Origin of the sequence: Streptomyces sp. NBC_00271 (assembly GCF_036178845.1) — a bacterium.
Classification (GTDB): Bacteria; Actinomycetota; Actinomycetes; order Streptomycetales; family Streptomycetaceae; genus Streptomyces.
Map to the genome: position 1 here is coordinate 2,680,960 of NZ_CP108070.1, position 22,020 is coordinate 2,702,979.

General features: G+C 71.0%; 25 protein-coding genes. 9 read left to right on the plus strand and 16 right to left on the minus strand.

From position 1 onward, the window contains the following. The first annotated feature begins 5 nt into the window (after positions 1-5). A complete protein-coding gene (locus OG798_RS12665; protein ID WP_075032584.1) occupies positions 6-185 on the plus strand; it encodes a hypothetical protein in 180 nt (59 codons plus the stop codon). A gap of 60 nt (positions 186-245) precedes the next feature. On the opposite strand, the gene OG798_RS12670 is transcribed toward OG798_RS12665, so the two are convergent. The 4 genes from OG798_RS12670 to OG798_RS12685 all read right to left on the minus strand — a co-directional run bounded on the left by OG798_RS12670 (position 246) and on the right by OG798_RS12685 (position 3,630). Next, complete coding sequence (locus OG798_RS12670; protein ID WP_267061244.1) at positions 246-986, minus strand: SDR family NAD(P)-dependent oxidoreductase; 741 nt, start codon at positions 984-986, stop codon at positions 246-248. Between the two features lie 131 nt (positions 987-1,117). After that, entirely contained in the window at positions 1,118-1,663 is a 546-nt protein-coding gene (locus OG798_RS12675) for a hypothetical protein (protein WP_267061245.1), read from the minus strand. A 260-nt stretch (positions 1,664-1,923) separates the two neighbouring features. Continuing rightward, the gene (locus tag OG798_RS12680) at positions 1,924-2,625 is read right to left on the minus strand and encodes a maltokinase N-terminal cap-like domain-containing protein (RefSeq protein ID WP_121416793.1); all 702 of its coding nucleotides are present in this window, start codon (positions 2,623-2,625) and stop codon (positions 1,924-1,926) included. Positions 2,626-2,628: 3 nt separating this feature from the next. Next, positions 2,629-3,630, minus strand: a complete 1,002-nt coding sequence (locus tag OG798_RS12685) for an LLM class flavin-dependent oxidoreductase (RefSeq protein ID WP_267063787.1) — start codon at positions 3,628-3,630, stop codon at positions 2,629-2,631. A gap of 116 nt (positions 3,631-3,746) precedes the next feature. On the opposite strand from OG798_RS12685, the gene OG798_RS12690 reads away from it, so the two are divergent. Then, positions 3,747-4,232, plus strand: coding sequence for a nuclear transport factor 2 family protein (locus OG798_RS12690; RefSeq protein WP_267061246.1), 486 nt, complete (start codon positions 3,747-3,749; stop codon positions 4,230-4,232). Between the two features lie 127 nt (positions 4,233-4,359). Further along, the gene (gene lnt, locus OG798_RS12695; protein WP_267061247.1) at positions 4,360-5,958 is read left to right on the plus strand and encodes an apolipoprotein N-acyltransferase; all 1,599 of its coding nucleotides are present in this window, start codon (positions 4,360-4,362) and stop codon (positions 5,956-5,958) included. Here lnt and OG798_RS12700 read toward each other — a convergent pair. After that, on the minus strand, positions 5,876-6,787 hold the full coding sequence (locus OG798_RS12700; protein ID WP_121416789.1) for a Gfo/Idh/MocA family protein: 912 nt from the start codon (positions 6,785-6,787) through the stop codon (positions 5,876-5,878). The two genes, lnt and OG798_RS12700, sit on opposite strands and share 83 nt — an antisense overlap. Before the next feature lie 135 nt (positions 6,788-6,922). Here OG798_RS12700 and OG798_RS12705 point away from each other — a divergent pair, with 135 nt between their 5' ends. Together OG798_RS12705 and OG798_RS12710 are read left to right on the plus strand one after the other, a co-directional pair. Next, a complete protein-coding gene (locus OG798_RS12705) occupies positions 6,923-7,435 on the plus strand; it encodes a DinB family protein (protein ID WP_121416788.1) in 513 nt (170 codons plus the stop codon). 130 nt (positions 7,436-7,565) lie between these two features. Next, positions 7,566-8,048: a hypothetical protein gene (locus tag OG798_RS12710; RefSeq protein ID WP_121416787.1), complete on the plus strand. Its 483-nt coding sequence runs from the start codon at positions 7,566-7,568 to the stop codon at positions 8,046-8,048. A gap of 22 nt (positions 8,049-8,070) precedes the next feature. On the opposite strand, the gene OG798_RS12715 is transcribed toward OG798_RS12710, so the two are convergent. The 7 genes from OG798_RS12715 to OG798_RS12745 all read right to left on the minus strand — a co-directional run bounded on the left by OG798_RS12715 (position 8,071) and on the right by OG798_RS12745 (position 14,285). Next, positions 8,071-8,670 carry a tetratricopeptide repeat protein gene (locus OG798_RS12715; RefSeq protein WP_095855914.1) on the minus strand — a complete coding sequence of 200 codons (600 nt, stop codon included), beginning with the start codon at positions 8,668-8,670 and terminating at the stop codon, positions 8,071-8,073. Between the two features lie 154 nt (positions 8,671-8,824). Beyond that, complete coding sequence (locus tag OG798_RS12720) at positions 8,825-9,508, minus strand: uracil-DNA glycosylase (protein ID WP_067379039.1); 684 nt, start codon at positions 9,506-9,508, stop codon at positions 8,825-8,827. Between the two features lie 113 nt (positions 9,509-9,621). Beyond that, entirely contained in the window at positions 9,622-11,202 is a 1,581-nt protein-coding gene (locus tag OG798_RS12725) for an ABC transporter substrate-binding protein (protein WP_121416785.1), read from the minus strand. Between the two features lie 209 nt (positions 11,203-11,411). Next, positions 11,412-12,173 (minus strand): SDR family oxidoreductase, encoded by a 762-nt coding sequence (locus OG798_RS12730; protein WP_095855912.1) that lies wholly within the window; start codon positions 12,171-12,173, stop codon positions 11,412-11,414. 16 nt (positions 12,174-12,189) lie between these two features. Continuing rightward, positions 12,190-12,951, minus strand: a complete 762-nt coding sequence (gene fabG, locus OG798_RS12735) for a 3-oxoacyl-ACP reductase FabG (RefSeq protein WP_121416784.1) — start codon at positions 12,949-12,951, stop codon at positions 12,190-12,192. Positions 12,952-13,140: 189 nt separating this feature from the next. Further along, positions 13,141-13,524, minus strand: coding sequence for a DUF3037 domain-containing protein (locus OG798_RS12740; protein ID WP_075032519.1), 384 nt, complete (start codon positions 13,522-13,524; stop codon positions 13,141-13,143). Beyond that, positions 13,521-14,285, minus strand: coding sequence for a HipA family kinase (locus OG798_RS12745; protein WP_095855910.1), 765 nt, complete (start codon positions 14,283-14,285; stop codon positions 13,521-13,523). The genes OG798_RS12740 and OG798_RS12745 overlap by 4 nt, the downstream gene beginning before the upstream one ends. Positions 14,286-14,482: 197 nt before the next feature. Between OG798_RS12745 and OG798_RS12750 the strand changes: the two genes are divergently transcribed. Continuing rightward, entirely contained in the window at positions 14,483-14,971 is a 489-nt protein-coding gene (locus OG798_RS12750; protein WP_095855909.1) for a Rieske (2Fe-2S) protein, read from the plus strand. A gap of 18 nt (positions 14,972-14,989) precedes the next feature. Here the strand turns inward: OG798_RS12750 and OG798_RS12755 are convergent, their stop codons facing one another. After that, positions 14,990-15,628 (minus strand): cysteine hydrolase, encoded by a 639-nt coding sequence (locus tag OG798_RS12755; protein WP_328756997.1) that lies wholly within the window; start codon positions 15,626-15,628, stop codon positions 14,990-14,992. Positions 15,629-15,781: 153 nt separating this feature from the next. Between OG798_RS12755 and OG798_RS12760 the strand changes: the two genes are divergently transcribed. Beyond that, positions 15,782-16,249, plus strand: a complete 468-nt coding sequence (locus tag OG798_RS12760) for a pyridoxamine 5'-phosphate oxidase family protein (RefSeq protein WP_060902436.1) — start codon at positions 15,782-15,784, stop codon at positions 16,247-16,249. 446 nt (positions 16,250-16,695) lie between these two features. On the opposite strand, the gene OG798_RS12765 is transcribed toward OG798_RS12760, so the two are convergent. Continuing rightward, the gene (locus tag OG798_RS12765) at positions 16,696-17,598 is read right to left on the minus strand and encodes a LysR family transcriptional regulator (protein WP_097226482.1); all 903 of its coding nucleotides are present in this window, start codon (positions 17,596-17,598) and stop codon (positions 16,696-16,698) included. A 74-nt stretch (positions 17,599-17,672) separates the two neighbouring features. On the opposite strand from OG798_RS12765, the gene OG798_RS12770 reads away from it, so the two are divergent. Continuing rightward, positions 17,673-18,608, plus strand: coding sequence for a DMT family transporter (locus OG798_RS12770; protein ID WP_267061250.1), 936 nt, complete (start codon positions 17,673-17,675; stop codon positions 18,606-18,608). 79 nt (positions 18,609-18,687) lie between these two features. Here OG798_RS12770 and OG798_RS12775 read toward each other — a convergent pair whose 3' ends face one another. Then, positions 18,688-20,019: an aminotransferase class I/II-fold pyridoxal phosphate-dependent enzyme gene (locus OG798_RS12775; protein ID WP_121416781.1), complete on the minus strand. Its 1,332-nt coding sequence runs from the start codon at positions 20,017-20,019 to the stop codon at positions 18,688-18,690. A gap of 35 nt (positions 20,020-20,054) precedes the next feature. On the opposite strand from OG798_RS12775, the gene OG798_RS12780 reads away from it, so the two are divergent. Continuing rightward, a complete protein-coding gene (locus tag OG798_RS12780; RefSeq protein ID WP_328757000.1) occupies positions 20,055-20,744 on the plus strand; it encodes a pyridoxamine 5'-phosphate oxidase family protein in 690 nt (229 codons plus the stop codon). Positions 20,745-20,828: 84 nt separating this feature from the next. Here the strand turns inward: OG798_RS12780 and OG798_RS12785 are convergent, their stop codons facing one another. Then, positions 20,829-21,809 carry a DMT family transporter gene (locus OG798_RS12785; RefSeq protein WP_267061252.1) on the minus strand — a complete coding sequence of 327 codons (981 nt, stop codon included), beginning with the start codon at positions 21,807-21,809 and terminating at the stop codon, positions 20,829-20,831. Between the last annotated feature and the right edge of the window lie 211 nt (positions 21,810-22,020).

Genomic DNA, 22,020 nt, shown 5'->3' on the forward strand with positions numbered 1-22,020 from the left:
TGCGCATGTCCCCCGATTTAATGTCCTCTGGTTCCGTGCGGTCCGCTGCAGCGCTGAACGAGCAGATCCGCGCCTTGTGGATGCGCGCGGGCGGCTCCCTCTCCGCCCAGGAGCGCGCGGAGTACGAGCTGTTGGTCGTGAAGTGGGCGGAAGCGATACGCGGAGAGGTCGTCGAGGCCGCGTGAGATCGGGCATGGGGACCCGCACGAAGTCGAAGGGCCGGTGACCGGCGTCCTTGTCGGGGCTCACCGTCCCCCGGACACCCGCAACACCGCCCCCGTCGTGTACGACGCGTCGGGCGACATCAACCACGCGATGGCCGCGGCGACTTCCTCGGCCTGACCGACGCGGCGCAGCGGAATCGACGAGGCGGCCCGCTCGGCGCGGCCCGGATCTCCGCTGGTGGCGTGCATCTCCGTGGCGATCATGCCGGGTGCGACCGCGTTGACGCGGATGCCGTCCGGGCCGAGTTCCTTGGCGAGGCCCACCGTCAGGGCGTCGACGGCGGCCTTCGTGGCCGCGTAGTGGACGAAGTCACCGGGGCTGCCGAGTGTGGCCGCCGCCGAGGACACATTGACGATGACGCCGCTCCCCCAGGCCGCCATGGACCGGGCGGCCCGCCGCGAACACAGCAGCGTGCCCAGCAGGTTGACGTCCACCACTCGCCGTAGGTCGGCGGGGTCGATGTCCGCGAGCCTGCCGAGCGGACCGGTCACACCGGCGTTGTTCACCAGTCCCGTCACCGGACCGAGCCGGTCCGCGGCCGTGTCGAAGAGCCGCTCGACGTCGTCCTCGTCGGAGGTGTCCACGCGTACCGTGACGCAGCGGGCCCCCGCCGCGCGGACGGCGCTCGCGGTCCACTCCGCGGCGGCGCCGTCGCGCACGTACCCCACCGCCACATCGTGTCCGTCCGCCGCGAGACGCGCGCACGTCGCGGCCCCGATCCCCCGGCTGCCGCCCGTGACGACGGTGACATGGCGTGTCATACGTGCCTCCTGGTGGCGTACCGGCAACCCGGGTCCGTAGCGAGCCCGTACTCGTCGTCGATCACTCTACGATCGAGGACGCACCGTCGGGCAAGGGGTGAAGGTGCGCCAACACGCCCTCATGGATACGTCTAGGCGACGGGGTCCGCGGCGACGTACGGCACGCGGAACACACAGCCTCGGGGCCCCCGCAGCCCGGGGACGCCCTGCCACAGCACGGCCCCGTTCGCGCGCTCCCAGCCGGCGGTCGCCCGGGACCGCGCCCACTGGGACAAGGCAAGCGCCACCAGCATGATCGGTGGCAGCACTTGATCGGACGCCAGGCCGATGAACAGCAACCAGCAGGCCATGACACCCACGAATCCCGCCGTGCGCCACAGCGACAGCCGCCGCACCGCGTCCTGCCCATCGCGCGGTGCGACGACGCTCTCGATCGGCGCGGCAGCGTCGTAGGTGCGGCGCAGTCGGGCGGGGAGACGAAGACTCATCGGCAGCAGCACCACAGACACGAAGACGATCGCTGTCGATCCCACCATCAGCGTCTCGCGGTGGTGAGCCGTGCCGTCCAGGGCCAGCAGCGCCGCTTCGGACAGCACCGCGCCCGCGGCCATCATCAGCGCGGAGATCCGCCCCAGATACACCACGCGTATCAGCCCGTCGCGCGCGTCACCAGCCACCGTCGTACCCCTCTCACCGCCCCGACGCCCCCACGGGCAGGCAAGATCCAACTCCGGGCGGAACGCGAGGTCAATACGCGAGAGTTCGAGAATGCGCGGTCTTGACCACCACTTGGCCGATGCGCGGTCTTGGCCGATGCGCGGTCTTGATCACCGCTTCGCCGATGCGCGGCCGAGTTGGCGAGCGTCGCGCTCGACCGACCGCACCGGTTCTCCCGTCGACGCCGCTCAGCCGCCCGTTCCCCCTCACGACAGGCCGGTCAACGCACCGTGTCTCGCAGGACGGCGAACAGGCCGCGGCTCTCGTCGCCGTTCTTCGCGCGCCAGTCGGCGACGACATGTCCGCTGGCCGCCCTGGCCGCAGGGGAATGGGCGGCCTGCGGGTCGGACCGCAGGACACGCGTCACGTCGATGGTCACGGCGCCCGCCGGCTGACCGTGCGGCCCGGCTTCTTCCTTGGTTTCCACCACGATGGCGGTGCCGTGCTGTCGGTCGTCGACGGCTGCCGACGCGATCACGGTGGAGAAGCCGACTCCAGTGAAGTGGCTCGTGACGGACGGGGCGGGGGTGTCGGTCTCGCTCTGCGCCTGCGGCTCGGCGCGGCCCTGGAGGAGAGCGAGCAGTTGAGCGACGAGGACCGGGTCATGGGTCCCGTCGTACACCCATCGCCTTCCCAACACCCCGTGCTCGGACGTGCCGATGAGCGCCCGATCGGCTCCGTCGAGCGGCGCCCCGCGGTAGCTGAGCGGCACGTGGTAGGAGCGCGGTCGCTCGCCGGAGTTGTCCGTGACCACCATGAACTCGATTCCCACCTCCCCTTGGGGATCATCGAGCCGGAAACCACCAGCCTTGGTCAGGTGCGGTTCACTCGCCGTGCCGATGTACCACGGCTGCCTGGGGAGCCAGGTGGCGAGGAGCTCCAGCTTGGTCGGCGTCATCGTCGTCTTGTAGATCACAGCCATGCTTCATGAACGTCGTCCGTCGGCATGAGATTCCTTCACGACGTGCTGCTTGACGAGTTCGTACGACCTCAGTCGGTCGGCCAACGCGTAGACGGGCGTCACCAGCATGAGTTCGTCCGCACCCGTCAGGTCCGCCAGGTCCGTCAGGTGCTTCGCGACGGTCTCGGGTGAGCCGTGTGCCTGATGGGCACGGAAGCTCGTCAGCACCCGCGCTTCTTCCGCGGTGAACGAGTGGGCCGCTGCCTCTTCGGGCGTGGGGAAGGGAATGTCGCCTCGCCCCTTGAGGAGTCCGGCCTTGACGACATCCATGGGGCCGGCCAGCCGGGCCGCCTCCTCATCGGTCTCGGCGCATACCGTTTCCACGCAGATCAGCACGCGCGGCCGCGCGCACCAGCGGGAGGGGGAGAAACGCTCGCGGTAGTGGCTGAGCGCGGCCAGGGTGTTGTCGGGACGAATGTGATGGGCGAAGGCGATCGGCAGCCCGAGTTCCGCGGCGAGCGCGGCGCCGGCCATGCTCGAGGACAGCAGCCACGGCTCCGGGAGCGGGCTGAGCGCGACTTCGTCCACCAGGAAACGCAGAGTCGACGACACGTCGTCGCGGTACTCGTCGTCCGTTGTCGGACCGGCCCCGCGGCGCAGGGCCCGCGCCGTGGAGTCGTCGAAGGTACCCGGGCCGCGGCCGATGCCCAGGTCGATCCGGCCCGCGTGCAGAGCCGACAGCGTGCCGAATTGCTCCGCCAGCATGATCGGGGCGTGGTTCGGAGCGAGAACGCCCCCGGAGCCGAGACGGATGGACGACGTCAACGCGGCCGCGTGGGCGGTCAGGACGACGGGCGGGAACGCTCCGATGGCAGGCGAATGGTGATGCTCGGCGTACCAGAGTCGCAGGTAACCGAGGTCTTCGAGACGCCGGGCGAACTCGGTGGTGTCTCGTAACGTGTCTGTGGCTCGGGCGCCCGTTTGGACCATGGCCACTTCGAGCGCGCTGAGCGGTACGGTGATCATCCGATCAGTATAGAAATCGCCCATCCGCACCAACTCCCTTTGCTTGCGAGGCGGAGTTATACACCTGTTGGCGCACGCCCCTTGGCTGCGCACCCCCCGTGGCCAACACTGAGCCGATGACGCAGCGTGTAGAGCTCGCGACCGTGATGGACCGATTCGCCGTGGACGGACTCGTCACCGAGTACGCGGTGGCCGTCGACGACGGCGACTGGGAGGCGTACCGGAGGCTGTTCGCACCGGACGGACGCGCCGACTACCGCTCGGCCGGCGGTATCGAGGGCGGCGCCGACGAGGTCGCGGGATGGCTCGCGCAGAGCATGGAGCTCTTCCCCATGCGCCAGCATCTGATCGTGAACCGGCGGCTGCGGTTCGGGTCGCTGGACCAGGAAACGGGCGACACGGCCCGGGTCCAGGCGGACTACATCAATCCGATGCGGTTCGCGGGCCACGAGGGTGGGTCCACCGCGCCCGACTTCGTGTGCGGCGGCCGGTACGCCTTCGGACTGGTGCGTACGGACCTGGGCTGGCGCCTGCACGAGGTCGTCGTCCAGGAGAAATGGCGCCGCGCGCCGCAGCCGGGCCGGGAACCCGCCGCCACCTGACCGGACGCGCCGACCGCGAGCCGCCCGAGTAGCGCCCCCTGACCAAAAAGCCCTGACGGGACGCCCTCTGTCGGAGATCGTCGCCGACGCGCACACTGGAGGCATCCCCCGGGGAGGGAGACCCTGTATGAAGAGGCCCGAGCGTTGGCTGGGCAGTGGGCCCGATCTTTGGCTCGCCTCCCCGTGGCGGCGCGCGATCGTCGCCGCGCTGGCCGGCGCGCTGCCGATGCTCGCCTTCCCCGCCCCTTCGTGGTGGTGGTTCGCGTACGTCGCCCTCGTGCCCTGGATCCTGCTGGCCCGCTCGGCTCCGACGGGCAGGCGGGCCGCCTACGACGGCTGGTTCGGCGGGCTGGGTTTCATGCTGGCCGTGCACCACTGGCTGCTGCCGAGCCTGAATGTGTTCACGGTCGTCATAGCGGCACTGCTCGGCGCGCTGTGGGCGCCCTGGGGCTGGCTCGTCCGGCGGTTCCTCGGCGGGGTGCCCTCGGCGGGGCGGGTCGGAGCCGCGCTCCTCGTCCTGCCGTCGGGGTGGCTGATGGTCGAACTCGTCCGGTCCTGGCAGGGCCTCGGCGGGCCCTGGGGACTGCTCGGGTCGAGCCAGTGGCAAGTCGGTCCCGCGCTGCGGCTCGCGTCGGTCGGCGGGGTGTGGCTGCTCAGCTTCCTGGTGGTCGCCGTCAATGTGGCGGTCGCCGTACTGGCCGCGGTGCGTGAGTCCCGTGTGCCCGCCGTCGCCGGACTGGTCGCGACGGCCGCCGTGACCTCGGCGACCTGGGTGTGGTCACCGCGCCCGGACGTGACCGGCCAGGTCCGGATCGCCGTCGTACAGCCCGGGGTGATCGGCGGCGCGGACAGTGCCGAGGCGCGTTTCTCGCGCGAGGAGGCCCTCACCCGCACCCTCGCCGGACAGGACCCCGACCTCGTCGTCTGGGGTGAGAGCAGCGTCGGCTTCGACCTCGCGGACCGCCCCGACCTGGCGAACCGGCTCGCCGCGCTGTCCCGGCTGACCGGCGCCGACATCATGGTGAACGTCGACGCGCACCGCTCCGACCGGCCCGGGATCTACAAGAGTTCGGTCCTGGTGGGACCGCATGGCCCGACCGGCGACCGCTACGACAAGATGCGGCTCGTCCCCTTCGGCGAGTACATACCCGCGCGTTCCCTCCTCGGCTGGGCGACCTCGGTCGGGAAGGCGGCGGGCGAGGACCGCAGGAAGGGCACCGAGCAGGTCGTGATGAACGTCGGGCACGGACTGCGCGTCGGCCCGCTGGTCTGCTTCGAGACCGCCTTCCCCGACATGAGCCGCCATCTCGCCCAGGACGGCGCCGGGGTGCTCCTCGCACAGTCCTCGACCTCGACCTTCCAGCACAGCTGGGCCCCCGAGCAGCACGCCTCGCTCGCCGCGCTGAGGTCCGCCGAGACCGGCCGCCCGATGGTGCACGCGACGCTGACCGGCGTCTCCGCCGTCTACGGCCCGAGCGGCGAGCGGATCGGCTCCTGGCTCGGCACGGACGCGAGCGCGGCGGCGGTGTACGACGTACCGCTCGCGCGCGGTGTCACCCCGTACGTCCGGTTCGGCGACTGGCCGGTGCACGCGGCGCTGCTGATCCTGGCGGGACTGTGCGCGACGGAGGGCTTCCGGGCGTTCAGGCCCCGGCGGACCGCTCCTGAACCGCTCGTACCACCCGCTCGCACAGCTCATGAGTCGCCAGCGCGTCACGGGCGCTGAGTACCTTGCCGGCCCGCACCGCGTCGAGGAAGGCGAGCACGCCCTGCTCGATGCCGCGCTGCCGGGCCACCGGCACCCAGTCCCCGCGCCGCCGCACCGAGGGCTGCCCCTTGTGGTCGATCACCTCCGCGAGGTTGACCACCTGACGCTTGGTGTCCTGCCCCGAGACCTCGAGGATCTCCTCCGCCGAGCCGCTCAGCCGGTTCATCACGCCGAGCGCCGTGAAGCCGTCCCCGGCGAGTTGCAGCACGACGTGGTGCACCAGGCCGCCCTCGACCCGGGCCCGCACGCTCACGTCGTCGATCGGCCCCGGCGCCAGGAACCGCAGCGTGTCCACGACGTGGATGAAGTCGTCGAGGACCATCGTGCGCACGTCCTCGGGCAGCCCTATGCGGTTCTTCTGCATCAGGATCAGGTCGCGGGGGTGATCGGCGCACTGCGTGTACCCGGGCGCATGACGCCGGTTGAAGCCGACGGCGAGGCTGACGTTCCGCTCCTCCGCGAGCCGCACCAGACGCTCGGAGTCGGCGAGTTCGTACGCGAGCGGCTTGTCGACGAAGGTCGGCACGCCCGCCTCCAGCAGCCGCGTCACGATCTCGGGGTGCGCGACGGTGGCCGCGTGCACGAAAGCCGCGTCGAGGTTCTGCGCCAGCAGATCCGACAGGTCGGTGTGCCGCTGCTCCGGTGGCAGGTGGAGGCTGTCGCCGACCCGGGCCAGGGTCGCGGGCGTCCGCGTCTGCAGATGCAGCTCGACCCCCGGCTGGACACCGAGCACGGGCAGGTACGCCTTCTGCGCGATGTCACCGAGTCCGATGCAGCCGACCTTCACCAGGGTCTCCTTCAGTTACGACGCGGTCCTCGCCGGAAGCATACGGCCGCCGTGCAAGGCGGGCAGGGGCTCGGCGACCGTCGGGGGGTAGGAGAATCCCTGGTGAACGGCCGTGCGCCGGACGAAAATGCGGGCATGACGAAGCAGCGCACCGAACCCGCCACCAACGCCGACGAACGGTCCATGCTGGAGGGCTGGCTCGACTACCACCGCGAGACCCTGGAGATGAAGTGCGCGGGCCTCGACGACGCCCAGCTCAAGACCGCCTCGGTCGAGCCCTCCGAGTTGTCCCTGCTCGGTCTGGTGCGGCACATGGCTGAGGTGGAGCGTGGCTGGTTCCGCAAGGTTCTGGTGGGCGACGATCCGGGGCCGCTCTACTACAGCGAGGAGGACCGGGACGGAGAGTTCCATCTCACCGACGCGGACACCTGGGACGAGGCGTACACCACCTGGCAGGCCGAGATCGGGATCGCCCGACGCAACGCGGCTCGTTTCGCGCTGGACGACGCCTGCGAGGGCAGGAGCAAGTTCACCGAGGACCCCATCAACCTGCGGTGGATCTACACCCACATGATCGAGGAGTACGCGCGTCACAACGGTCACGCGGATCTGATCCGGGAGCGGATCGACGGCGCCACGGGTGAGTGAGGCGGGTGATGCGGCGTCGGGTCACCTTGCGGACACCGGCGCCCTCCGCAGGAGCGCAAGGATCACCCGTGTGGGGCAACCTCCGCTTGTCCGCTCCCCAAAGCGGGCCGGACGCAGCAGAGTTGAGCGGGTGCATCGAACCACGACCGCCGCGACGCTCCTGGTCACCGTGGCCACCGCCGCGCTCTCCGGCTGTGTGACCGTCCAGCGACCGCCCGCTCCCACCCTGCCGACCGCGCCGTCCCGGCCGTCGCCGCCGCGTCCCGACGGCAAGGCCGGGCCGCAGGTCGTGCAGGCACCGGCGCGCGAGGCGCTGGAACTCATCGGGCCGTCCCGGAAGCCGTCACCGAGCGCTCCGGCGCCGCACCGTACGCCCGTCCCGGCGCCCGCCGCCCCGCAGTCCCCTGCGCGCCACCCGGGCGCCGCGCATCACCCACACCCGCAGCCTCACCCCCACCCACAGCCCCATCGGCCCGCACCCCGCACCGATGTCCCGCCCGTCGCCCCCGAGCAGCCGAACAACACGGACGTGTGTGCCCTCGGCCGGAAGTACGGAGGCTGGAAGGCGGACAGTCCGGAGGCGGTCATCTGCAAGGGCTCGTACGGGCATTGACCACGGCCGGTGTCCGCAGGCTCTAGGGGCGCTGTCTCGGCGGCCCCAGGGTCTCCCCTCCGGACCCGCCGAAGGGACCGGGCCGCTCGACGGTGCCGGGCCCCTCGACGGCGCCGGGGTCCTCCCCCGGCCCTCCGTGCGACGGGTCCGCCCCGTCGAGTCTCAGCTCCAGACGGCCGATCGCCGCGCGTACGCCGTCTCCGTAACGGTCGTTCCCGAGGGCTCCGGCCGCGCCTCGGGCGCGGCGCAGATGGCTGCGGGCCGCTTCGGAGCGGCCGAGTTTCACATAGTCGGCCGCCAGGTTCAGATGCAGCGACGGGTAGAACGCGCGCGCCGCGAGCGACCGGTGGCGCTCGGCGACGTCGCCATCGGTGAGTTCCTCGGCCGCCGACAACGCCCGCAGGTCCCAGGCCAGTTCGTCCGCGGGGTCGTCCTGTGTGTCCGCCAGGTAGTGCGCCAGGGTGCAGCGGTGCAGGGGGTCGCCGCCCTCGCCGATCTCCCCCCACAGGTCCAGGAAACGCCCCCGAGCCTCCTCACGGTCGCCACCGTGGTGCAGCATGACGACCTGGCCGATCCGGGTCATCATGGCGTCCGGCGCCGCCTGCTCCTGTTGCTCCGCCACCGCGTCCTCCAGGCTCGTCGCTGTCCTCTCCGACGCTAACCGGACGCACTGACAATGACGCTCAGGCGCCCCCGGACACCACTGAGCCGCCCCGGTGACGGCCGGACCGGACGCCCCCACCCGGCCCGGGCCGCTGTCCGGTCCCGGTCCCGGATCAGCCGAGGTTCGGAATCCGCCAGTCGATCGGCTCGTGGCCCTGCCCTGCGACCGCCTCGTTGATCTGCGTGAAGGGGCGGGAGCCGAAGAACTTCTTCGCGGAGAGCGGCGACGGGTGCGCGCCCTTCACCACGATGTGCCGCTTCTCGTCGATGAGCGGGAGCTTCTTCTGCGCGTAGTTCCCCCACAGGACGAAGACCGCCGGGTCGGGCCGGTCGGCCACGGCACGGATCACCGCGTCCGTGAACTTCTCCCAGCCCTTGCCCTTGTGCGAGTTGGCCTCACCGGAGCGCACGGTCAGCACCGCGTTCAGCAGCAGGACGCCCTGCTCGGCCCACGGCATCAGATAGCCGTTGTCCGGGATCGGGGTGCCCAGCTCCTCCTTCATCTCCTTGTAGATGTTGCGCAGCGAGGGCGGGGTCTTCACCCCCGGGCGGACCGAGAAGCACAGGCCGTGGCCCTGGCCCTCGCCGTGGTACGGGTCCTGGCCGAGGATCAGCACCTTCACCCGCTCGTACGGAGTCGCCTCCAGCGCCGCGAAGACCTCCTCGCGCGGAGGGTAGACGGGACCGGCCGCACGCTCCTCCTCGACGAACTCGGTGAGTTCCTTGAAGTAGGGCTGCTGCAGTTCGTCACCCAGGACGCCGCGCCAGGACTCGGGCAGCATGGCGGTGTCGGTCACGTCAAGTTCCTCCGATGTGCGGTCACTTCCAGGTCTCAGAACCTACAGGCGACCACTGACAATCGGTTCCGCACCCCGTAGGACCACGCCACCCGCCGGGTCCTGCCCATGACCTACCAGCTGGTCTTGCGGTGCAGCTCCCACATCATCATGATCGTCGAGGGGTCGAGGGCCTGCTCCCCGCCCGAGATCTCCTCGCTCGCCGCCACGAACTGTTTGCCCTGCCAGAGCGGCAGCAGCCGTGCGTCGTCGACGAGGATCTGCTGGGCCGCCTCGAACTCCTTGACCACCGCTCCACGGTCGCTCTCGCGGCGCGAGGCGGGCAGCAGAGTGTCGGTGATCCGGGGCGCCGGATAGGGCGTGCCGAGCGCGTTCTGCCGGCCCACGAAGGGCGCGATGAAGTTGTCGGCGTCCGGGAAGTCCGGGAACCAGCCGCGCCCGAACACCGGGTACTCGCCCTTGCGGTAGCCCTCCTCGTACGTCTTCCAAGGGCGCCCGTTGAGCGACACGCGGAACAGACCGGAGTTCTCGAGCTGCCTCTTGATCTCCTGGAACTCCGGGGCGGTCTCGGAGCCGTAGCGGTCCGTGGTGTACCAGAGGGTGAGGGGGACGCGCTCGGTGATGCCCGCCTCCGAGAGGACCTGCCGGGCCTTGGACGAACTGGGGTCCCCGTAGTCGTCGAAAAAGCCCGTGGTGTGACCGGTCAGGCCCGCGGGGACCATGGAGTACAACGGGTCGACCGTGTCCTTGTAGACCTTGTGCGCGATCGCCGCACGGTCGATGACCTGGGCGACCGCCTTGCGCACCGCGAGCTTCTTGGCCCACGGATCCTTCGGGTTGAACACCAGGTAGCTGATCTCCATGCCCACGCCCTCGACGAGCTGAAGCCCGTTGTCCGCCCCCTTGGTCCGGAGCGAGACGACGTCCTTGGAGGCCAGGCCGCGGAACGTGACGTCGATCTTCTTGTCCTTGAGGGCGTCGACCATCTGCCCCGAGTCCTGGAAGTAGCGGATCGTGACCGCGTCGTTCTTGAGCTCGGCGAAGCCCTTGTAGTGGTCGTTCCTGACGAGTTCGGCCTGCTTGCCGTCCTCGTAGGAGCGCAGGCTGTACGGCCCGGACCCGAAGACCTTGCCGTCCTTGCGCAGCGCGTGCGCGGGGTAGTCGTCGGGGTCGACGATCGACATGGCCGGGGTGGCGAGGACGAACGGGAAGGTCGCGTCCGATTTGTTCAGGTGGAAGACGAGTTCACGCGCGTTCAGTACCTGGATCCGGTCGAGGCTGCCGAGGAGGCCGGCGGGACCGCCGGGCAGGTTGATCTTCTTGATCCGGTCGATCGAGTACTTGACGGCCCGGGCGTCCAAGGTGTCGCCGTCGGAGAACTTCATGTCGGCGCGCAGCTTGCAGCGGTACACGAGGTTCGAGGTGTCCGCGAACCCACAGCTCTGGGCGGCGTCGGGCTGGGGCGTGGTGGCCCCGGAGGGGTAGCTCAGCAGCGTCTGGTAGATGTTGCGGAACAGTTCCCAGGAGCCGTCCCAGGAGGCGGCCGGATCCAGCGTGCTCGGGGCACTGGTGGTGCCCACGACGATCGGTCCCTTGTCGTCGGACGACGCCGAGGACAGGACGCCGCACCCGGCCACCAGGGTGATGGACGTGACCGCCGCCAGATGCCGCAGACATGGGTTCCGGTTGAACACGCGCACGCTCCTCGATCTGCCGTACCAAGGGTCGGCAGACCATACCGCAGCGCCACACCGGTGGATCCGTGTTCTCGGCAGGGCACTTGATCAGCGCGTTTGTGACTACGTTGTCATTTGGCTGTACGTCTTCATACGTCGACGCGAGCGCCGATTTCGTCCATCAGCGCCCGCGTCGATGCTCCGTTCGTCCCGTCTCGGGACTCCGGTCAGCCCACTCCTGCGTTCAGGAAGATGCCGCCGTCGACGACGAGCGTCTGACCGGTGATCCAGTCCGACTGCGACGAGGTGAGGAAGGCTGCGGCGCCTCCGATGTCGGAGGGCACGCCGAGCCGGCCGAGCGGGTAGGACGCGGCCGCCTCCGCCTCCCGGCCTTCGTACAGGGCCTGCGCGAACTTGGTCTTGACGACGGCGGGCGCGATCGCGTTGACCCGCACCTTGGGCGCGAACTCGTGCGCCAGCTGCACGGTCAGGTTGATCATGGCGGCCTTGCTCATGCCGTACGCGCCGATGAAGGGCGAGGGGGCGAGGCCGGCGACGGACGCGATGTTGACGATCGCGCCGCCGTTCTCGCTCTGCCAGGCCTTCCAGGTCAGCTGGGCGAAGCCGAGCGCCGAGACGACGTTGGTCTCGAAGACCTTGCGTGCCACGTCCAGGTCCAGGTCGGCCATCGGGCCGAACACGGGGTTCGTACCGGCGTTGTTGACCAGGTAGTCGACGCGGCCGAAGGCCTCCATGGTGCGCTCGACGACCGTGGCCTGGTGGGCCAGGTCGTGCGCCTTGCCGGCGACGCCGATGACGCGGTCGGCACCGAGTGCCTCGACGGCCTCCTTCAGGGCGTCCTCGTTGCGGCCCGTGATGCACACGCGGTCACCGCGCGCGACGAGGGCCTCCGCGACGCCGTAGCCGATGCCGCGGCTCGCGCCCGTGATGAGCGCGACCTTGCCGGAGAGTTCGGGGAGTGTGGTCATGTCGTGCCCTCCGGCATCAGTTGAGCGGTCCGCCGGCCACGTACAGGACCTGGCCGGAGACGAATCCGGCGGCCTCGCCGGTGAAGAAGGCGATCGCGTTGGCGATGTCGTCGGGGTTGCCGACGCGCTGCACGGGGATCTGGGTGGCGGCCGCGGCCTGGAAGTCCTCGAAGCCCATGCCGACGCGCTCGGCGGTGGCCGCCGTCATGTCGGTGGCGATGAAGCCGGGCGCGACGGCGTTGGCGGTGACGCCGAACTTGCCGAGCTCGATGGCGAGGGTCTTCGTGAGGCCCTGAAGACCGGCCTTGGCGGCGGAGTAGTTGGCCTGGCCGCGGTTGCCGAGCGCCGAGGACGACGACAGGTTGACGATCCGGCCGAACTTGGCGTCCACCATGTACTTCTGGCAGGCCTTGGCCATCAGGAAAGCGCCGCGCAGGTGCACGTTCATGACCGTGTCCCAGTCGGACGCGGCCATCTTGAACAGCAGGTTGTCGCGGAGCACGCCCGCGTTGTTCACCAGGACGGTCGGCGCACCGAGCTCCTCGGCGATCCGCGCGATCGCGGCCTCGACCTGGGCCTCGTCGGAGACGTCGCAGCCGACCGCGAGGGCCTTGCCACCGGCGGAGGTGATCTTCTCGACGGTGTCCTTGCACGCGGCCTCGTCGAGGTCGATCACCGCGACGGCGCGGCCCTCGGCGGCCAGTCGTACGGCGGTCGCGGCGCCGATGCCGCGCGCGGCACCGGTGACTACGGCGACGCGCTGCTCAGTGGTGGACATTGCTGGTTCTCCTCGCCCTTGAAAAGCCCTGCGGCTTGAAATGCCCTGCGGTGGAATGTCCTGCGGCGGAATGTCTTGCGGCTCACACGGTACGCCCGTCCGGTGAGCGACCGCTTAGTACCTTCGGTAGACGTGACGCTAGAAGCCCTGGCACCCGGTGTCAACGGCACACCACGCGGGTGTGATCCATTACCTGACCAGCAACTGGAGCAACCGCTCCGTCTCCGCCTCCGGATCGGCGGTGAGTCCGGTGTGCACGGGCCCCGGCTGCACGACCGTCGAACGGGGGGCGATCAGCCAGCGAAAACGCCGCCCGGCATCGTCACCAGCGGCCTGACCTGCCGCTTTGCCACCCGCACAGACCCCCTCGACCGCCCGCAGCGCGGCCCGTACGCCGGCCACGTCGGCCTCCGGATCCAGGGCCAGCAGCTTGGTCTCGTCCAGATGGGTGCGCACCCCGACGAAGGACTTGGCGCGGCAGTACACCAGTACGCCCGCGTTGAAGCACTCACCGCGCTCGACCCGCGGCACCACGCGCAGCAGCGCGTACTCGAAGACGTCCCGCTCGCTCACTTGTCCCCCTCGAAGCCCTTGATGCGCCCCTCGATCACGCCGGCCCGCGCCAGCAGCGGCTGCGCGTAGGCACGCCGCAGGGCGTCCGGCGAGTCGAAGCCGGGTTCGTCGGCCAGCCACGCGTCGGGGATCTCCGCGGTCACCTCGGCCAGCAGGTCCTCGGTCACCAGCGGCGCCAGCTCGGCCGCGGCGGAGGCGATGTCCGGGCCGAAGGGCGCGAGCGCGTGGTCGGAGGCGTCGTAGGGCTTGGCCGCGGAGGTCGCCGCGCCCGGCCAGTGGTGGTGCCAGATCATGGTGGCGCCGTGGTCGATGAGCCACAGGTCGCCGTGCCACATCAGCAGATTGGGGTTGCGCCAGGAACGGTCGACGTTGTTGACCAGCGCGTCGAACCAGACGATCCGCCCGGCCTCCTCGGGGCTCACCTCGAAGGCGAGGGAGTCGAAGCCGATCGCGCCGGGGAGGAAGTCCATCCCGAGGTTCGGTCCGCCGCTCGACTTGAGCAGCTCCTGCACTTCCTGGTCCGGCTCCCCGAGCCCCAGGACCGGGTCGAGGCCGAGGGTCACCAGGCCGGGCACGCGCAGGCCGAGTCGGCGGGCGAGTTCACCGCAGACGACCTCCGCGACGAGCGTCTTGCGGCCCTGCCCCGCGCCGGTGAACTTCATGACGTACGTCCCGAGATCGTCGGCCTCGACGAGCCCCGGCAGCGAGCCGCCCTCACGCAGCGGCGTGATGTAGCGGGTCACGATGACTTCCTTGAGCATCGCCCCAGGCTACTGGGGTGGTCACGGCCGCCGGACGTGACCCGTGGGCGCCCGCGGCGGCGGTGTCCCGAGCAGATCGGCGCGGCTGTCGAACCGCTGTCGATTCGGTCAAGAAGTCCTCAGCTCCTGAACAGCGCAGACGGGCGGACCGTACCTCTGTACGGATCACCATCACGTCCGTTGAAGGGAATGTCAGCATGACCAGCGAATCGCTTCACCCCGTTCCGGCCCCGGCCCGCCGCACCGTCGTGGCGGCGGTCGGCACGGCGGGACTCGCCGTCGCGCTGACCGCGTGCGGGTCGGACAACAAGTCCTCCGACTCCAACTCCGGATCCGGCGCGAGCGCGAGCAGCGGGGGTACGGGCGGGGGCGACAACGCCGCGGCGGGCAACGCGGGCGGCACGGTCCTCGCCAAGACCACCGACATCCCGGAGGGCGGCGGCAAGGTCTTCGAGTCCCAGGGCGTCGTCGTCACCCAGCCGACCGCGGGCACCTACAAGGCCTTCTCCTCCAAGTGCACCCACCAGGGCTGTGCGGTGAAGGGCATCGCCGACAACGTGATCACCTGCCCGTGCCACAACAGCCAGTTCTCCGCGACCGACGGCAGCGTGAAGAAGGGGCCCGCGACACAGCCGCTGGCCGCCGCCAACATCACCGTGGACGGGGACTCGATCAAGCTCGCGTGACGCGGCCGGGGCCGCGCCTCAGCGGCGCGGCCTCTCGAAGCAGGCCAGCACGTCGTCGGTCGCCGTGATCGTGGCGACCAGGGCGAGCGTGTTGCGGATCATCGCGGGGGTGTAGTCGGAGGGCACCCCCGCGATCGCGTCCGCGGGCACCACGGCGTTGTAGCCGCGGTTCACGGCGTCGAACACGGTGTTGGGGACGGCCACGTTGGCGGAGACTCCGGTCACGACGAGGGTGCGACAGCCCAGGTTGCGCAGCAGCGCGTCGACGTCGGTGCCCGCGAGCGGGGACAGGCCGTGCAGGCGACGTACGACGAAGTCCTCCTCGGTGACCTCGATCGGCGGCGCGACGCGGACCGCGGTGGTGCCCGACAGCTGTTGCACGGGCAGCCGTTCGGCCGCGCGGAACAGGCGGGCGTTGCGGTTGGCGCCCCGCCCGTCGGGCCGTCGCTCGGCGATCGCGTGGATCACCTGGACGCCGCCGCGGCGGGCACCGGCCACCAGCCGGGCGATGTTCGCGAGCGCCCCCGACGACCGGGCCTCCTTGGCGAGTTCGGGCAGTGCGCTGTCCGGGCCGACGACGCCCTGCTGGCATTCCACGGTGAGCAGAACGGTCCCGTCCGGGTCGAGGAGTGTGCTGAGCTGTTCACGCGACGGCATGACTCCCCTTGTCGTCGAGGGTCGGGCGGGCGAGCGTAACGAGCATTGCGCAAGGACGGAAGACGGCCCATGCTTTTCTGACGAACTGTCAGAGGATCTCTGTCGACGTAGAAGATCGACGCATCAGGTCGACATGAAAGAAGAGGTGACCGCATGACCGTCACTCAGCGCAGGGGTCGGAAGATCATGATGACCCCCGGCGAGCTGGACGAGTTCCTCACCACCCAGCGCACCTGCCGCGTCGCCACGGTGTCGAAGGACGGCGCCCCGCACGTGAGCGCGCTCTGGTTCGTCTGGGACGGCACCTCGTTGTGGCTGTACTCCGTGGTACGCAGCAAGCGCTGGACGGAGCTGAGCCGCGACCCGCGGGTCGCGGTGGTGATCGACACCGGTGAGGAGTACGGGGAGCTGCGCGGCGTCGAGCTGTCCGGCGCGGTGGAGTTCGTGGGCGAGGTCCCCCGCACCGGGGAGCTGTGCGCCGAACTCGACGTCCCCGAGACCTTGTTCGCCCGCAAGAACTTCGGCCTGGAGGAGATGCCGCACGACGGCCGTCACGCGTGGGCCCGGCTGACGCCGACAGCCATAGCCTCCTGGGACTTCCGCAAGCTGCCGCCGCTCTAGGGCCTGTCCGGCGGAGAATGCCGCAGACGCGGGGCTTGGCACGCCCATCTGCGGCGTTGTCGTCGGTTGCCGACGCTCCGCGTCGTCGCCCTCCTCCGCCTTGCAGCCGGCCGCACCGTCGAACCCCCGAATCCGCCGCCGTTGCCTCACACCAGCCGCCGCGGGGCTCTCGCAAGCGTGCGTCGCTGCAGGGCTTCCGCAGACCCTGGTCACCGTAGGGCTTCGGCAAGCCGACGGAACGATGGGGGCTCGCGAGGCGGCAGCGTCGCGAAGCTTCCGTGAGGCCGCGGCGTGGGGCCACCGCGAACCCCCGCCACCGCAGGACACGCGCTTCCCTGGGGGACTTCCGCAAGCTCTCCCCACCGGGAGACGTCCGCGAGCCACCACGGCGACCGGCCGCGCAGCCGCCGGCCCGCCGCAGCCCAGGTCACCGCTCAGGTCACTGCTCAGCCGACGCTCTCCCCCGCCGCCCGCAGCGCCGCGACCGCCGCTCTGATCGACGGGCGGCGGTCGGCGTCCGCGCGCCAGATCACGTAGACATGCCGCCGGACGGCCTGCCGCAGCGGCACCGTGACGACTCCGTCCGGCATCGGCCGGCGCCCGAGCAGCGGCGCGATGCAGACACCGAGCCCCGCGGCGACCAGGCCGAGCTGGGTGTGCGTCTCGGCGGCGCGATGGCCGATGTGCGGCTCGACGCCCCGGGAGCGCAACGTGAACATCAGCCACTCGTGGCAGAACTCGCCCTCGCCCCATGTGATCCACTCGTCGTCGGCGAAGTCGCCGAGGTCGACCTCCGCGCGGTCCGCGAGCCGGTGGCCGACCGGCATCGCCACGTCGGCGGGGTCGTCGAGGATCGGGGCCTTGACCAGGCCGTCGGGCAGCGGCATCGGCTTGTTGTACCAGTCGAGCACCACCGCCAGATCGAGGTCGCCCCGGATCACGCCGGCGACCCCGGCCTCGGGCTCCAGCTCGCTGGAGCTCACCCGCAGCCCGGGGTGATCGGCGCGCAGCGCGGCGAGCGCGGTGGGGAACAGCCCGCGCGCGGCGGTCGGAAAGGCGGAGAGCCGCAGCTCACCGACGACCTGACCGCGCTGGGCCTCCAGGTCGGACTGGGCGAGCTCGACCTGCGACAGGATGCGCGCGGCATGCTCGGCGAGCAGCCGTCCGGCATCCGTGAGACGCACCCCTCGCCCGTTCTTGGCGAGCAGCTGCTGCCCCACCTCGCGCTCCAGCTTGGACATCTGCTGGGAGACGGCCGACGTCGTGACGTGCAGCCCTTCGGCCGCGCCGCTCACCGAGCCGTGCCGGGCGAGGGCGTCGAGGGTGCGCAGACGCTCCAGATTCAACATGTAAGCAATGCTACGAGATACCACTCGAGAAATCTCGCTTGTGCTACGAGATCGTCTGCCTCATCGTTACGACCATGAGCGCCGTGACCACTCCCCGAACCGACACCCCGACCGCCACGACCCCCCGCCGTCGCACCGCCCTCGACTGGCGGATCCGCTTCGGCGCCCTCTCGCTGATCTGGGGTTTCAGCTTCCTGCTCATCAAGGTCGGCACGGAGGGCTACGCGCCGTTCCAAGTCACCTTCGGACGGCTGCTGTTCGGGACGGCGGTGCTCGCGGCGGCGATGGTGGTGAAGCGGGAGCGGCTGCCGCGCGGGGCCCGCACCTGGGGTCATCTCACGGTCGCGGCCTTCCTGCTCAACGCACTGCCGTTCTCGCTCTTCGCCTACTCCGAGCTGACGATCCCGTCCACGCTCGCGGGCATCTGCAACGCGACCTCGCCCCTGTGGGGCATGGCCCTGTCCCTGGTCGCTCTCTCCGAGGACCGCCCGACCCGGCGCAGGGTCGCCGGTCTCGGCATCGGCTTTCTCGGCGTCCTGACGGTCCTCGGCGTCTGGCAGGGCTTCCACGGCCTGGACGCCACGGGCACGCTGATGGCCCTGCTGGCCTCGCTGAGCTACCCGATCGGCTGGATCTACGTCCGCCGTACCCTGGCCGGCACCGGCCACTCGCACCTGTCGATGACCGGCGCCCAACTCCTGCTCGCCACTGCCCAACTGGCCCTCGTCACCCCGCTGTTCACCGCGTTGCCGAGCCACTTCCCGGTCGTCCCGCTGCTCGCGATCGCCGCCCTGGGGGCCCTCGGCACGGGCCTGGCCATGCTCGTCCAGTACGGCATCGTCGCCGAGGTCGGCCCGACGACGGCCCAGATGGTCACGCACTTCATCCCGGTGATCGCCACCGCCGCGGGCGTCGCGATCCTCGGCGAGTCGCTGAGCTGGTCCACGCCGGTCGGCGCGGTGATCGTCCTCGCCGGCGCCGCGCTCACCCAGGCCGGACCGCACCGCTGACGGCGCCCTCAGGGCGTACGGACCGATTCACACGTAACCGCGCACGGACCGACTCTCACGTAGCCGCGCACGGACCGACTCACACATAGCCGCGTACGGGCGCCGGTCCGACGGCGGAGGCGACGGCGTCCGCCAGCGGCTCGATGTCGTCCGGCGTCAGAGTCGAGACGGTGATCCGTATCCCGGGCGGCGCGCTCATCCGGAAGCGCGCCCCGGGCGCGACCGCCCAGCCGGCGTGCAGCAACCGCGCGACCGCTCCCGTCTCGTCCGGGACGGGGATCCACACGTTCATCCCGCTGCGCCCGTACGCCTCGATGCCACGCCGCTTCAGGGCGTCGATCAGCGCGTCCCGGCGCCGCCCGTACGCCGCCGCCACGGCCGTGACGTCCACCGCGCCGTGCGCCCACAGGTGGACGACCGCCCGTTGCAGCAGATGGCTCACCCAGCCGGGCCCCAGCCGCTGCCGCCCGTGCACCCGGTCCATGGTGACGGGGTCCCCGGTGAGGACGGCGAGCCGCAGGTCGGGGCCGTAGGCCTTGGCGACGGAGCGTACGAAGGCCCAGTCGCGGGTCACCCCGGCCAGTGGGTGCAGCGGCAGGTCGACGATCCGATGCCCGTGGTCGTCCTCGACGAGCAGGACGTCCGGGTGCACCTTCAGCACGGAACGCAGGGCACGCGCGCGTGCGGCGCCCACCGCGGCGCCGGTCGGGTTCTGTGCCCGGTCCGTGACGATCAGCGCGCGGGCACCGGCCTCCAGGGCATGGCGTACGTCGTCGGGGACCGGGCCCTCGTCGTCGACGCGCACCGGGACCGTGCGCAGCCCGAGCGCCGGGGCGAGGTCGAACACGCTGCCCCAGCCGGGATCCTCGACGGCGACGGCGTCCCCGGGCTTGAGATGGGCCGCCAGCACGCGCTCGATGGCGTCGAGCGATCCGGAGGTGACGACGACGGGCCCGTCGGGGACGCCGTCCGCGTCGAGGTCGGCGCGCGCGAGCCGCTCCAGCTCTGCCTCGACGGCGGCCTCCCCGTACATCACGGGATCCCGGTCCGACCGTCCGGCCGCCGCCGCGAACGCCTCGGCGAGGGCGGGCAGCAGGGCCGGGTCGGGGTTGCCGTCGGCCACGTTCCGCACGCCCTCCGGCACCTCGACCCGGATGTAGTCGCGTCCCGTCGTGACGGGTTTCGAGCGGATCCGGCTGCCGCGCCGACCCGCGGTCTCGATCACCCCGCGTTCACGCAGGGTGCGATAGGCGGCGGCGACGGTGTTGGGATTCACCCCGAGCCGCTCCGCCAACTCCCGCATCGGCGGAAGCAGTTGCCCCGGTTCGAGGTCACCGCTGCCCACCGCACGCTCGACGCTCGCGGAAATGTCCGCTGCGCGACGCCCTTCGATCCGATACTCTTCTAGCACAAAGAAGATTATGCACTAGTGCAATGGAGAGCGCAATGTCGGAGACGAGCACTCAGCCCGGGACGACGCGGCCCGCCGCCTACACCCCGACCGATCGCACCGTCCCCACCCGTTCCAAGGAGCGCGCCGCGTACGACCACGAGCTGGTCCACGCGATACTCGACGAGGGGTACGTCTGTCACCTCGGCTTCGTCCGGGACGGCGCCCCGGTCGTGCTCCCCACCCTCTACGGACGGGTCGGCGAGCGCCTCTACGTCCACGGTTCGACGGGCTCGCGCCCGCTGCGGATGACCGGTCAGGCCGACCCCGGGCTGCCCGTCTGCCTGACCGTGACCCATGTCGACGGTCTGGTCCTGGCCCGCTCCGCCTTCCACCACTCGATGAACTACCGCTCCGTGGTGGTGCACGGCATCGCCCACCAGGTGACGGACCCGGACGAGAAGCGGGCGGCCCTGGACGCGCTGGTCGACCAGGTCGTCCCGGGCCGTTCGTACGACTCGCGCCCCGCCAACGCCAAGGAGCTCGCCGCCACCGCCGTGATCCGCCTCGACCTGAACGAGGTCTCGGCGAAGCTGCGCACCGGCGGCCCGAACGACGACGTGGAGGACCTCGCCCTCCCCCACTGGACCGGGGTCGTCCCCCTCACCAAGGGACACGGCACCCCGATCCCCGCCGACGACCTGGCCCCCGGCATCGAGCTCCCCGACTATCTCGCGACCCTGTGACGACGGGGCAGCCGAGGCACCCGAGGCGCCGGGCGGGGTCACCCCCCGGCGCCTCGGCCTCATGCCTCATACCCGCCGCATCCCTCAGACGAGCGCCCGTTCCTCCTCGGGCACCCTCCGGGCGTCGCCCCGGATGCTCCGCGCCTCGGCCACCGCGAGCCCCGCGACCGAACCCAGCATCAACAGGGTGCCCGCGAGCGTCGTCACGGTCAGTCGTTCGCCGAGCAGACCGACGGCCAGCACGGCCGCGCTCACCGGCTCCAGGAGCATGATCACGGAGACGGTCGCGGACCGGACCACGGCGGCGCCCGCGAAGAACAGGGCGTAGGCCAGCGCCGTGGGGACGGCGGCGATGTAGATCAGCAGGACCAGCACGTGCGCCGGTCGGGCGGTGTGCGGGACCAGTCCCTCGGCCAGGCCGAGCGGCAGCAGGCAGACGGTGGTGACGGCGAACGTCCACACCGTCGTACCGGAGCCGTCGACGCGGCCGTCTCGTCCCCACCACCGGGTGAGCAGCGTCATCGTGGAGTATCCGGCCGCGGACACGACCGCGAGCGCGACGCCCCAGGGCCGCACCGTGGCACCCCCGCCGCCCAGCGCCAGCACCCCGAGCCCGCCGAGCGCCCCGGCGACGGCGGCGCTCCCGCCGCGCCCGAGCCGCTCCCCCAGGGTCAGTCGCGCGCCCAGGGCGATGAGCACGGGGCCGGCGCCGAGGGTGACAACGGTCGCCACCGCGAGTCCGGTGGCCTCGACCGCGGCGAAGTAGGCGGTCTGGAAGACGGCGAGCCCAAGGCCCGTGACCCCGATCCGCAGCGTCTTGCGGCCGAGCGGTTCCCGGGCGGCCTGCACGACCCGTCGGCGCCACCGCCGATGCCGCGGCAGGCGCACGGCGAGCAGCAGCACGAGTCCGCCCGCGCAGCGCCAGAAGGAGAGGGCGATCGGCCCCATGTCACTGGCCCGGTAGACCAGTGACGCGGCCGCGCCCGCGGTGCCCCAGGCGGCACCGGCGACGATCAGATAGAGGAGGCCTCGCCCGAGGGGCAGGCCGGAAGCAGCTTGCGACACGTGTTTCTCTCCGCGGATACGCGCGGCCGCGCACAAGGCAGCCGCGCAGAAGTTCGGGAAGGACCACATCGCAGCCCGTGCCGAGCGGGCAGGGGCGTACGGGAAGGTCCTCGGACTTCTTCTGCGGGCAGCGCCGTGCCACCCGGCACCGCGCCGGGTGGGAACTCCGGAGGGCCCGCCTCAGGCGGCCGGAGGCGGCAGAACGAGCGTC

What these genes read in the sequence shown, in the direction of transcription:
- fabG (WP_121416784.1), bottom strand. Translation starts at nt 12,951, where the DNA reads ATGTCCACCACTGAGCAGCGCGTCGCCGTAGTCACCGGTGCCGCGCGC.
- OG798_RS12780 (WP_328757000.1), top strand. Translation starts at nt 20,055, where the DNA reads ATGTCGGAGACGAGCACTCAGCCCGGGACGACGCGGCCCGCCGCCTAC.
- OG798_RS12690 (WP_267061246.1), top strand. Translation starts at nt 3,747, where the DNA reads ATGACGCAGCGTGTAGAGCTCGCGACCGTGATGGACCGATTCGCCGTG.
- lnt (WP_267061247.1), top strand. Translation starts at nt 4,360, where the DNA reads ATGAAGAGGCCCGAGCGTTGGCTGGGCAGTGGGCCCGATCTTTGGCTC.
- OG798_RS12730 (WP_095855912.1), bottom strand. Translation starts at nt 12,173, where the DNA reads ATGACCACACTCCCCGAACTCTCCGGCAAGGTCGCGCTCATCACGGGC.
- OG798_RS12745 (WP_095855910.1), bottom strand. Translation starts at nt 14,285, where the DNA reads ATGCTCAAGGAAGTCATCGTGACCCGCTACATCACGCCGCTGCGTGAG.
- OG798_RS12760 (WP_060902436.1), top strand. Translation starts at nt 15,782, where the DNA reads ATGACCGTCACTCAGCGCAGGGGTCGGAAGATCATGATGACCCCCGGC.
- OG798_RS12665 (WP_075032584.1), top strand. Translation starts at nt 6, where the DNA reads ATGTCCCCCGATTTAATGTCCTCTGGTTCCGTGCGGTCCGCTGCAGCG.
- OG798_RS12670 (WP_267061244.1), bottom strand. Translation starts at nt 986, where the DNA reads ATGACACGCCATGTCACCGTCGTCACGGGCGGCAGCCGGGGGATCGGG.
- OG798_RS12680 (WP_121416793.1), bottom strand. Translation starts at nt 2,625, where the DNA reads ATGGCTGTGATCTACAAGACGACGATGACGCCGACCAAGCTGGAGCTC.
- OG798_RS12705 (WP_121416788.1), top strand. Translation starts at nt 6,923, where the DNA reads ATGACGAAGCAGCGCACCGAACCCGCCACCAACGCCGACGAACGGTCC.
- OG798_RS12755 (WP_328756997.1), bottom strand. Translation starts at nt 15,628, where the DNA reads ATGCCGTCGCGTGAACAGCTCAGCACACTCCTCGACCCGGACGGGACC.
- OG798_RS12770 (WP_267061250.1), top strand. Translation starts at nt 17,673, where the DNA reads ATGAGCGCCGTGACCACTCCCCGAACCGACACCCCGACCGCCACGACC.
- OG798_RS12685 (WP_267063787.1), bottom strand. Translation starts at nt 3,630, where the DNA reads ATGATCACCGTACCGCTCAGCGCGCTCGAAGTGGCCATGGTCCAAACG.
- OG798_RS12750 (WP_095855909.1), top strand. Translation starts at nt 14,483, where the DNA reads ATGACCAGCGAATCGCTTCACCCCGTTCCGGCCCCGGCCCGCCGCACC.
- OG798_RS12765 (WP_097226482.1), bottom strand. Translation starts at nt 17,598, where the DNA reads ATGTTGAATCTGGAGCGTCTGCGCACCCTCGACGCCCTCGCCCGGCAC.